The sequence below is a fragment of the Pseudoduganella sp. GW821-FHT11H04 genome, from assembly GCF_058807935.1.
The window spans coordinates 334,084-344,548 of the sequence record NZ_JBXARE010000006.1 but is presented as its reverse complement, the minus strand read 5'-3'; the positions used below and the strand labels follow the sequence as shown (position 1 = coordinate 344,548).

The following is a 10,465-nucleotide window of genomic DNA, read 5'->3' as shown; positions in this document are numbered from 1 at the left end:
CCGCCCCCCCCCCCCCCCCCCCCCCCCCCCCCCCCCCCCCCCCCCCCCCCCCCCGACTTTCAGAATGTAAGCAAAAAAGCACTCTTGCTCTCGCCAAGCGGACTCGATAGGATGGCATCAAACGGATAAGGGGGACCAGAGATGCCTGCACCCGCACTTCCTACGACTGAACAAGTCGATCGTTGGCAAGCCATGCGCCAGAAGGCTTTCAAGTCAGTGCCCGATGGTGGCCGAACGATCACCTACCTCGGCAAAAAATTCCACGTTTACCCGAATACTTTCTGGCCCTTCCTCGATAGCCAGCCGCTGGTGCGCAACTTCCGCATCAAGCCTGGCGAAAGCGTGCTTGATGTCGGTACCGGCTCCGGGGTGATCGCGGTCTTCGCCTGCTACCAGCAGGCTTCGCGCGTGCTGGCGCTGGATGTGAACCCGGCGGCCATCCGCAGTGCGCGTCACAACGCGGAGGCACACGGCTTTGGCGATGTGATGGAAGTGCGCCGCTCCGACTTGTTCGAGAAAGTGGGCGATGAGCGCTTCGATGTGATCACCGCGAACCTGCCTTTCCGTGACAAGCCCGCGCCGGACGTGGTGGCCCGCTCGCAGTGGGACACGGAATTCCGTACCAATACGCTTTTCTTCGAGCAGGCTGCGAGCCATCTCAAACCCGGCGGCCGGATCTACTTCGCGCATTCGAATTTCGGCGCGGTGGAGGAAGTGCGCCGGCTGGCGAAACAGAATGGCTTCAGCATCCGCATGATGGCGAGGAGCGCGGCGGAGCGCGACCAGGAGCGCCAGTTCTTCGCCTTCCTGATCAAACCAGCGGACAAGCATGGACGGGCTGCTTGAGTCGATCCGCCAGCTGCGCGCCGTGCCGCACGCGCCCTGGCGCGCACAGGTAAAGCGCGTTGCGGTCATCCTCACCAGCTCGCGCTCGGGCTCCACGCTGTTCAAGGCGGCGCTGGCGCGGCATCCCGAGATCGCAAGCCTGGATGGCGAGGCGGAGCCTTTCCTGGCCCTGAGCGGCAATGGCTTCGGCTACGATCCAGCCTGCAGCAGTGATGCCATTGCGCGCCTGCGAAATGCGGATGCCCTTGCCGACGATATTTTCGATGGCCTGATGGTGCCAGGCGAGCGGCCCGCTCCGCTGGCGGAATTGAAAGAGCGTTGGCGCAAACGCCTGCTGTTGCAGTTTCCCGCCTTGTTTGCGGCGCCGCCTGCGTATGCACAGCTCGAGCGTGCACTGGACGAGGCGTTGCTATTCACCCGTTCTTCGGACGCGCCGAGTGAGCGGGAGCTGCAGCGTGCCGTGTTGAGCGCAGTGTTCTGGCGCGAACCGTGGCGGCTTTATTATTACGATGGAGGTCATGGCCCCGGCCAGCGCCGGCCTTTCAGCGAAGCCGCCAAGATCGAGGAGCCGCCTTTCGTCTCCCCAGCCGTGCATGCCCGGCATTTCACTGAAGACGACGCGGCCGGCAAGGTCCTGCTGTTCAAGACCCCGTCCGATGCTTACCGTGCAGGCCTCTATGAGCAGCTGTTCCCTAATGCGCAGGTGCGTTACCTCCACCTTGCACGCAGCGCCGCCGCCAGCGTCAATGGCTTGATGGATGGCTGGCTGTCACCCGTCGGCTTCCACGCACACGATATGCAGCGGCATGGCGTTACGTTAGGCATTAGCGGCTATTCGGAGCAATGCGAAGGCGGCCATCGCTGGTGGAAATTCGACTTGCCGCCGAACTGGCGCAGTTACGTCGCTGCGCCGCTGGAGGAGGTGTGCCTGAATCAGTGGCTGTCCTGCCATCGCCACATCATCGACAGCGGGGTTGCGAGCCTGCCAGTGCGCTTCGAGCACTTCCTCGCCGATCCCGACAGTGTGCTGGCGCGAAGCTGCGAGTGGCTTGGCCTGCCGCCGCCACCGCATTCCCCGGAACTGCCGGTCACCATGGCTACCGAGGAGCCAACACCCGGCCGCTGGCGCAAACGCAGCGACCAACTGCTGCCGCTAGTGCAGCGTACGGAGGTGGAAGAAATGATGCATACCCTTGGTTATAGCCGCGCGCCGGAGCAGTGGTCATGATCCGCCGCCTTCTTGTGCCTTACCTGATGGGCAAACGGCGCGATGGCTTGCAGCGCGTGCAGCTGCTCGACGAGCATCCGTGGGCCGTGCTGCAGTCACCGCAATCAACCGCCACTGAATTGCTCGAGAAGGATGAACAGATGCGCAGCATGGGCCGCGTCTATGCGGTGCTGGCGCAGCACGTTGAAGCCGCAGCTGCGGTGGGCGATCTTCCCTTGAGCATTTCGGGCGATTGCGTGTCGACCATGGGTGTGATGGCCGGCCTGCAGCGCGCGGGACGCGAACCGCAGCGCATGCTATGGCTGGATGCGCATGGCGACTTCCATACCTGGGGCACAACCCATACGCAATACCTGGGCGGCATGCCGCTGGCAATGCTGGTCGGAAGCCAGGACCGGCGTCAGCACCGTCGCGACAGCATCAGTGCCTTGCGCCAGGCATTGGGGGCGCGGCCATACGCTGAAGCACAAGTAGTGTTGTCCGATGCGCGCGACCTTGATCCAGGCGAGGACGAAGCGCTGGCTCGATCGGCGATCGTGCGCTGCCCGCTGGACGAAATATTGCAGCACCTGTCGCCGCACGAATCGCTCTACGTGCATTTCGATACCGACGTGCTGGACGAGGCGCAGCGTATGCCTGCCTTGAAATACCACGTGCCCGCCGGGCCGCGTGTAGAGGAAATGGCGGAGCTGTTCCGCCGCCTGCGTGATTACCCGTTGCTGGCAGTATCAGTATCGGCCTGGCACGCCGAGTTGGACGAAGGCGACCAGGCCGCGCGCATCTGCCTGGAGCTGCTTAACGAGCTGCTGCCCGGCGCGCGCAACACGCTGCGCGAGAACAACTCGTCCAGCACCAGTTCGACGCATTCGGCCAGGCTGCAGCGGGCGGTATCGAGCGACAATTCGGGCGCAAGCGGCGCTTCGTAAGGCGCGGAAACGCCCGTGAACTGCGCCACTTCCCCAGCCCGCGCGCGGCGGTACAAGCCTTTGACGTCGCGCTGTTCGCAGACTTCCAGCGGGCACTGGCACCATGCCTCAATGAAGTCGCCCTCGGCCTGCATGGCGCGCACGCGGGCACGGTCGGCGCGCAGTGGGGAGATCAGTGCGGCGAGCACGATGATGCCGGCATCTGCAAGCAAATGTGCCGCCTCGCCAGCGCGGCGGATGTTTTCGCTTCGGTCTTCGGGAGAGAAGCCAAGACCGGAGCACAGGCCTTGCCGCAGGCGGTCGCCATCCAGTACAACAACCTGGCAGCCGTACTGGAACAGGCGCTGCTCCAGGGCGTGCGCCAGTGTCGTCTTTCCGGCGCCGGACAGGCCAGTGAACCAGACCACCGCGCCGCGATGGCCATGCATTTCCTCGCGCTGTCGGCGCGAAATGTGGAAGGAGTCCATGATGCGACTATATACGCGAAGCAGGTGGCAAGCATGCGCACGATACTGATCGTCGGCGCCGGGTTTTCAGGTGTGGCGTGCGCGATACAGCTGCTGCGCGGCGCAGGCCGCGAGCCGCTTCGCGTGCTGCTGCTTAACCGCAGCGGGAAGCTCGCGCGCGGCATGGCCTACGGCACGCAAAGCCCGCAGCACCTGCTCAATGTGGTGGCTTCCAATATGAGTGTGCTGCATGACGATCCAGAACACTTCCTGCATTACGCCAGCATGCGCGACAGCCGAGTAACGGCGAATTCCTTCGTTGCCCGCAGCGTGTATGGCGATTACCTTGAATGGGCGCTGCTGCAGGCGCAATCGCAGGCGCCACGCCATGCGACGCTGGATTGCGTGAGCGGCAGCGTGCAGCACTTGCAAGCCACCCCAGACGGAGCCTTGTCTGCCACGCTGGAAGACGGCCGCCGCATCGAAGCTAGCCAAGTGGTGCTCGCGTTTGGCCACTTCGCCGCGCCGCCGCCCGCTCTGGCGCAAGGCGCGCTGACCGACAGCGCGCATTATGTCGCCGATCCCTGGCAAGCTGGCTTGCTATCGACAATCCGCGCGCACGAGCCGGTGCTGCTGCTGGGGACCGGCTTGACCGCAGTCGACATCGCGCTGCAGCTGCTGCGCCGCCATCCAAGCCTGCACGTGCATGCTGTATCGCGCCACGGCTTGCTACCGCAGCCTTACACCGCGCCAAGTGCGCAACTAGCTGCCAGTACACTGCTGCATGAAGAACTGCCGACCGCCCGCGCCGCCATGCGCGCGTTCCTTCAGCAGGTGGAAATATTGGAAGGCGCAGGCTTTGGCTGGCACGAGGCACTCGCCGCAATGCGAGCGCAGACTGCAAGCATCTGGCAAGGCTGGCCCGCCGCAGAACGGCGCCGCTTCCTGCGCCATCTGCGCCCCTACTGGGAAGTGCACCGCCACCAGCTGCCACCCGCTGTGCAGTCAGAGCTATCAGCGGCGCTGGCGAGTGGCGCGTTACGCGTGACGGCGGGCCGCATACAATGCATCCGCGACGAAGCCGAGCTCGCGGTAGTGACAGTGCAGCCGCGTGGCCGCGCCAATAGCATCGACTTGCGAGCCGCCCGGATCATCAACTGCACCGGAAGCTGCGCCAGCCCACGCCGCGCCACGGTGCCTCTGGTCCGGCAACTGCTCGCCGACGGTATGATGCGAGCCGACGCACTCGGCCTCGGTGTAGAAGTAGACGCCAAATGTGGCGTGCTCGGCGCGAACGGCCAGCCAACGCCCGGCCTCTACTACATTGGCCCCTGGCTCAAAGCCGGCTATTGGGAAGCCACCGCGGTCCCCGAGCTCCGCCAGTTCGCCACCACCATCGCCCACACGTGCCTAAGTAATTGAAAGTCGGGGTCAGGTCTGGCAATCGGACACGAGCCCAGCCGCTTAGCGGCTGGGCTCGTGTCCGATTGCCAGACCTGACCCCGACTTTCATAATGTGATTAATTCATGAAGGAGGATGACGATGCGTGCTGCTTTGTTGTTTGCGGGTTTGTTGTTGTCGGGTGCGGTGTTGGCGCAGGATGCTGCGTCGGGCGATTCGGCCAAGGCTGCCGCCAGCGATTGGCTGGCCCTGACCGATGCCGGCAACTATGGCGCCAGTTGGGATAAGGCGGCCCCTGCTTTCCAGAAGGCGGTCAACAAGCCGGGCTGGGAGCAAGCCTTGCGCAACGTGCGCATGCCCTTGGGCGCCGTGAAGGTGCGCCGCCTGACCAACGCGCAGTTCACCCACAGCCTGCCTGGCGCACCCGATGGAGACTACTTCGTCTTGCAATTCACCACGCAATTCGAGAACAAGGCCGCCGCCGTGGAAACGGTCACCCCAATGAAGGAACCGGACGGCAATTGGCGCGTGTCCGGCTACTTCATCAAATAGTTAGTGCAGCAGCGCGGAAGTGAGGGATTTCACTTCTTCCGCCGACTCTTCCATGATGGAGGCCAGTGTGCCGTCGCCGACGGCGAAGTCGATGGTGCTGGCTGCGGCTACCGAGGTGGCGCCCGGGCGGGCGTGCAGCGGGGAGGCGATTGGGGAGAGGTCGTTGGCCAGCAACAGCGTGTCGCCCAGGTTCTCGGGCGGCAGGGCGCGCATGCCTTCCCACATGGCTTCCACGGCTTTGAACACGTTCTCGGGGATCATCAGCTTTTGCAGCACGCCGCGGCCGATCTGCACTTCGCCGAAGGTAGTCCATTCTTCCGGATCGCCTTCCATTACTTCCGGATAGGCTTCGGCCTGCGACAGCATGTAGAAGCCGCCAACTTCGTGCACGATGCCGGCAAACATGGCGGTATCGGGGTCGACGTGGGAAACGCGCCGTGCGATCACTTGAGCCAGCGCCGCCACGTGGGCCGTGTGCTCCCACAGCTGGTTGGCCTTGGCCTTGAGTAGGGGATTGCGGATTTTGGTGCCCAACTGGCGCACGATCACCGAAGTTACCAGCGATTGCAGGGTGCGCACGCCGAGGCGCTGCACCGCTGTCTTGACGCTGGAAATCTCCATGCCGGAGCGGTTATAGGCCACCGAGTTGGCAATCGCCACCGTGCGTGCAGCCAGCAGCGGGTCGGCTTGCACCAGCTTGGCTGCCAGGTCGATATGGCAATTCTCGTCGTTCAGCGCGCGCTGCAGCTTGATCGACGCGTCGATATTGGTGGGAAATGTGAGCTCACCGCGGCCCGCTTGGGCTGCAATTGCTTTGAAGGCTTCCAGTCTGTCCATGCGAAAATTATAAGCAGAAATTGCCCTGAGGAACTATCAAAGGGCGTTTATTTTGATGAATTTTTCCGCAGGCCATGCCGGACCCCATTAAAACAGGCTATGCGTCCCGCTTAGCCTTCGCCGAAAATGGCGTCGCAGCCTTCCACGGTACCTTCGACATCGCCCAGCTCGTCGACCAGTTCCAGGTCTTCGAGTTCTTCTACAGCATTGGTGAAGCTGTTGTGCTTGGTGGCGCCGATCAGGCGGTAGATTTCACCGTCTTCATTACGAATGCCAATCAGCAGTTTTTCCATGCGCACGGCATCAACCGACGTTGTTTCCAGCAGCAGGTTGCCGGAGATTTGCTTGTCGAATTTGGCCGGCTTGATGCCTTCCAGCAGGGTGGTCTTTAACATTCTTCTCGTTCTTTAAGTAGTGGTGAAGCGGCACTGATCGTGGCCTTCAGCCCGGCCAGGGTGCGTTCCAGGGCTTCATAATCGGCATCGCTGTAGTCTGAGAATAACTCTACACCCTTGGCGACGATAATCGGGAACACTTCGGCAAATAGCTGCTCGCCCGCCGGTGTCAGGCGGACGAAGAAGGAGCGTTTGTCGTCGGCATTGCGTTCCCGTTCCACCAGGCCCTTCTGTTCCAGGCGTTCGATGACGCCGGTCAGGGTGCCTTTGGTGATCAGGGTGCGCTCGCCCAGCTCCTTATAGCTCATGCCTTTGGTGTTGCCCAGTGTGGCGATGATATCGAATTGTGCGTGGGTGAGGCCGCATTGGCGAACATGATCGCCGGACCACCTCTCAAACCCTTGCATGCATTCAGCCAACAACCGGATGCTTTTCAAATATCGTTCGCCCATGGCTTGGAATTATAGCGCCCGCCAGCCTTGCCCGGCATCGGTTACTATATGCAAACTTATAACAAGATGTGGTTTTCGCCATGCCCCAACACGCTCGCGGTATCCTGGCCCTGCTGGTGGTGACCATCGTTTGGGGCACCACCTTCCCCGCCATGAAGGACATGACCGACAACTTGTCGGCCAACTGGATCGTGGTGTCGCGCTTTGCCATCGCCGGATTGCTGCTTTCCCCCTTCCTGTGGCGCGCCAAATGGCGCGACCTGCACTACGGCTTCCTGGCCGGGGTGCTGCTATTCTTCTGCTACCTGACCCAGGTCGAAGGCCTGACCCTGACTTCCTCCAACCGCAATGCCTTTATCTGCGGCCTGAATGTGCTGGTGGTTCCGTTGCTGGGCATTGCCATGGGCAAGTGGCCAGACAAGCGCATTGTGCTGGCGCTGCTGCTGGCCGTGGGCGGCCTGTTCGCCCTGTGCTGGGATGGCAGCTTCAGCTGGGGGCGTGGCGATTGGCTGGCCTTGGCTGCGGCCTTCCTGTTTGGCCTCTACATCAAGGTGATGGAGCAGTTCTCGCGCAAGGTCGACCGGTTGATGACCCTGACCGTGGCCCAGATCTGGACCGTGGCCCTGTTCGCCGGCCTGTGGATCCTGCTGCGTGAAGTGCCGCGCGGAGTGATCGACGTGCCGCATGATGTGTCTGATTACTACAGCTATATCTGGCAGAACCTGATGGTCTACAAGTGGAACCTGATCTACCTGGGCGTGATCGCCACGGCGGCCATAATTTCCCTGCAAACCTGGGGCCAGAGCCATGCCACGGCCAACGAGGCGGCCGTGATTTACGCTTTCGAACCCGCCAGCGCGGCCATTTTCGGCTACTTCTGGCTGGGCGAGACGATGGGTGTGATGCAGCTGCTGGGCGCGGCACTATTGATCTCCGGTATGATTGTCAGCCAATGGAATACCCCTGAGCGACCGGCGTCGGCGCTCGTCCCTGAATAGAAGATGTCATTTGCTCAACTTAGTCGCCTGACCCGGGAGCGGCCGCTGCGCATGCTGCTGGTGAATGCGGGCGAGCCGGATAGCCTGGCCTGGTCCGGCCTGGTGCAGCCATTGCGGTTGGCCCAGCGCATCCTGAACGGCAGTTTCCAGCTTGACGTGATCAGCCCGTCCCAGGCAGCCGGTACCGCCGGGGACTGGCAGCTGGCGCTGCTCGTTGCGGATGAAGGTACCGCGCGCCTTGCCGATGGCGAGCTGCGCGCGGTGATCGAGCGCTGCCGTGAGGCGGAGTATTGGGGCGGCGTAGGGGCTGGCGTCCTGTGGCTGGCCCAGACCGGGGCCGCGGGCGGGGCGCGCATTGCCTTGCCTTGGGCGCTATATGCGGAAACCGAGGATGTTACCGAGCGCGCCATACTCACACCGAATTTGTTCGAGATCGATGGCAGGCTGGTTTCCTGCTGCGGCGGGGCGGCTTCGCTGGACTTTTCGCTGACTTTGATCGAGGCGCTGTTCGGGGCGAATGTGCAGGCTGAGATCAAGGAAGCCTTGTGTATTGACCGGGTGCGCTCGTCGGAGGAGCGGCAGCGGGTGGCTTTGCAGGCGCGCTTTGGTGCGCTGCAGCCTAAGCTGTCGGAGGCTGTGACCTTGATGGAGGCGAATATTGAGGAGCCTTTGTCGACTGACGATATTGCGGGACTGGTGGGCTTGTCGCGGCGGCAGCTGGAGCGGCTGTTCAAGCAGTATTTGGGGTCTTTGCCTTCGCGGTATTACCTGGAGCTGCGCCTGCAACGGGCGCGGCAATTACTTTTAGAAACAAACCATTCCATTGTGCAAGTTGGGCTGATGTGCGGATTCTCGTCGGGATCGCACTTTTCCACCGCGTTTGGCACGCTTTTCGGCAATACGCCGCGTGAGGAGCGGCAGCGCAAATTGAACCGCTAAACCCGGTAAACCCGGGTCCGGCCCTTGGGCCGTACCCAGGTTTACCGGGTTTCAGGGTTTTGGACAATTTTGAAAATCCTTGTCGCAGATTCAAAAGAGTTTTAGCATCCCCGCTTTTACAATGCAGTACACCTTACCATTGATGGGGATTTGCTATGAACGCCAAGCTTGACTCGACTGTTACCACCCGCCCTGTAACCCGCGCCACCTTCGACGAGGTGCTCGTCCCGACTTACGCACCTGCCCAAATGGTGCCAGTGCGAGCAGCGGGCCTGGACCTGTGGGACCAGAACGGCAAGCATTACCTGGACTTCACCTCCGGCATCGCCGTGGCCTCCCTGGGCCATTGCAACCCAGTGCTGGTGGAAGCGCTGACCAAGCAAGCCAATACCCTGTGGCACCTGGGCAATGGCTATACCAATGAGCCTGTGCTGCGCTTGGCCCTGGCCCTGACCGAAGCCACCTTCGCCGACCGCGCCTTCTTCTGCAACTCCGGCGCCGAAGCCAACGAAGCGGCCCTGAAGCTGGCCCGCAAGGCTGCCCACGCCAAATACGGCGACAAGAAGCCGCGCATCGTGTCCTGCCTGAACTCCTTCCACGGCCGTACCCTGTTCACCGTGTCCGTCGGCGGCCAGGCTAAGTACACCGAAGGTTTCGAGCCGCTGCCACCATCGATCGACCACATTCCTTACAACGATATCGAAGCGGCCAAGGCTGCCATCGGCGACGACGTCTGCGCCGTGATCGTTGAGCCGGTGCAGGGTGAAGGCGGCGTGATGCCGGGCAATCCTGAATACCTGAAGACCCTGCGCGAGCTGTGCGACAAAGTCGGCGCCGTGCTGATCTTCGACGAAGTGCAGTGCGGCATGGGCCGTACCGGTTCCCTGTTCGCTTACCAGGGCTACGGCGTGACTCCGGACATCCTGACCTCGGCCAAAGCGCTGGGCAACGGCTACCCGATCGGCGCCATGCTGACCACCGAAGAACTGGCCAAGCACTTGGCAGTGGGCACCCACGGCACCACCTACGGCGGCAACCCGATGGCTGCCACCGTGGCGCTGACCGTGCTGGATACCATCAACCAGCCGGCTTTCCTGGCGCGCGTGAAAGAGGCTTCCGAGAAGCTGATCGGCAAGCTGGAAGGCCTGGTGCGTGATTTCCCGCAAGTGTTCTCCGCTGTGCGCGGTGCGGGTCTGCTGCTGGGTCTGGTTGTGGCTGAGCCGTTCAAGGGCCGTTCCAAGGATATCCAACGCGCTGCTGAAGCCCAGGGCCTGATGATCCTGATCGCCGGCATGGATGTGGTGCGCCTGGCGCCTGCGCTGATCGTATCCGATGCGCAGATTGATGAAGCGGATCGCATTATCCGTGTGGCGATTGCTGAGCTGACCAAGGCCGCCTAAAACCGGTAATACGGTGCCTGGCCCGCAGGGTCAGGCACCCGGCC

Annotated in this window: 11 protein-coding genes and 1 pseudogene; 8 read left to right on the top strand and 4 right to left on the bottom strand. The window is 62.5% G+C overall.

Features of this window, described 5'->3' with window-relative positions:
* Positions 1 to 141 precede the first annotated feature (141 nt).
* From AC1RTP_RS16395 to AC1RTP_RS16385, 3 genes are read left to right on the top strand one after another with little or no spacing between them, the layout of a single operon-like run.
* A complete protein-coding gene (locus AC1RTP_RS16395) occupies positions 142 to 846 on the top strand; it encodes a methyltransferase (protein ID WP_498608693.1) in 705 nt (234 codons plus the stop codon).
* Positions 830 to 2,074 (top strand): hypothetical protein, encoded by a 1,245-nt coding sequence (locus tag AC1RTP_RS16390; RefSeq protein WP_498608692.1) that lies wholly within the window; start codon positions 830 to 832, stop codon positions 2,072 to 2,074. Before AC1RTP_RS16395 ends, AC1RTP_RS16390 begins: the two co-directional genes overlap by 17 nt.
* Entirely contained in the window at positions 2,071 to 3,000 is a 930-nt protein-coding gene (locus AC1RTP_RS16385; RefSeq protein ID WP_498608691.1) for an arginase family protein, read from the top strand. Before AC1RTP_RS16390 ends, AC1RTP_RS16385 begins: the two co-directional genes overlap by 4 nt.
* Here AC1RTP_RS16385 and cysC read toward each other — a convergent pair.
* Positions 2,952 to 3,428: pseudogene (cysC, locus tag AC1RTP_RS16380) on the bottom strand (adenylyl-sulfate kinase); the annotation flags it as partial. The gene AC1RTP_RS16385 and the pseudogene cysC overlap by 49 nt on opposite strands.
* Before the next feature lie 72 nt (positions 3,429 to 3,500).
* On the opposite strand from cysC, the gene AC1RTP_RS16375 reads away from it, so the two are divergent.
* The gene (locus AC1RTP_RS16375) at positions 3,501 to 4,868 is read left to right on the top strand and encodes an FAD/NAD(P)-binding protein (RefSeq protein ID WP_498608690.1); all 1,368 of its coding nucleotides are present in this window, start codon (positions 3,501 to 3,503) and stop codon (positions 4,866 to 4,868) included.
* 121 nt (positions 4,869 to 4,989) lie between these two features.
* On the top strand, positions 4,990 to 5,400 hold the full coding sequence (locus AC1RTP_RS16370; RefSeq protein ID WP_498608689.1) for a DUF4019 domain-containing protein: 411 nt from the start codon (positions 4,990 to 4,992) through the stop codon (positions 5,398 to 5,400).
* On the opposite strand, the gene AC1RTP_RS16365 is transcribed toward AC1RTP_RS16370, so the two are convergent.
* From AC1RTP_RS16365 to AC1RTP_RS16355, 3 genes are all read right to left on the bottom strand, one after another.
* A complete protein-coding gene (locus AC1RTP_RS16365; protein ID WP_498608688.1) occupies positions 5,401 to 6,237 on the bottom strand; it encodes an HDOD domain-containing protein in 837 nt (278 codons plus the stop codon).
* Positions 6,238 to 6,347: 110 nt separating this feature from the next.
* On the bottom strand, positions 6,348 to 6,632 hold the full coding sequence (locus tag AC1RTP_RS16360; protein ID WP_498608687.1) for a hypothetical protein: 285 nt from the start codon (positions 6,630 to 6,632) through the stop codon (positions 6,348 to 6,350).
* Positions 6,626 to 7,039: a MarR family winged helix-turn-helix transcriptional regulator gene (locus AC1RTP_RS16355; RefSeq protein ID WP_498608686.1), complete on the bottom strand. Its 414-nt coding sequence runs from the start codon at positions 7,037 to 7,039 to the stop codon at positions 6,626 to 6,628. Before AC1RTP_RS16355 ends, AC1RTP_RS16360 begins: the two co-directional genes overlap by 7 nt.
* 125 nt (positions 7,040 to 7,164) lie before the next feature.
* Between AC1RTP_RS16355 and AC1RTP_RS16350 the strand changes: the two genes are divergently transcribed.
* From AC1RTP_RS16350 to AC1RTP_RS16340, 3 genes are all read left to right on the top strand, one after another.
* Positions 7,165 to 8,082 carry a DMT family transporter gene (locus tag AC1RTP_RS16350; protein ID WP_498608685.1) on the top strand — a complete coding sequence of 306 codons (918 nt, stop codon included), beginning with the start codon at positions 7,165 to 7,167 and terminating at the stop codon, positions 8,080 to 8,082.
* A gap of 3 nt (positions 8,083 to 8,085) precedes the next feature.
* Positions 8,086 to 9,021 carry a GlxA family transcriptional regulator gene (locus AC1RTP_RS16345; RefSeq protein ID WP_498608684.1) on the top strand — a complete coding sequence of 312 codons (936 nt, stop codon included), beginning with the start codon at positions 8,086 to 8,088 and terminating at the stop codon, positions 9,019 to 9,021.
* A gap of 155 nt (positions 9,022 to 9,176) precedes the next feature.
* Positions 9,177 to 10,421: an acetylornithine/succinyldiaminopimelate transaminase gene (locus tag AC1RTP_RS16340; RefSeq protein ID WP_498608683.1), complete on the top strand. Its 1,245-nt coding sequence runs from the start codon at positions 9,177 to 9,179 to the stop codon at positions 10,419 to 10,421.
* The last annotated feature ends 44 nt before the right edge of the window (positions 10,422 to 10,465 follow it).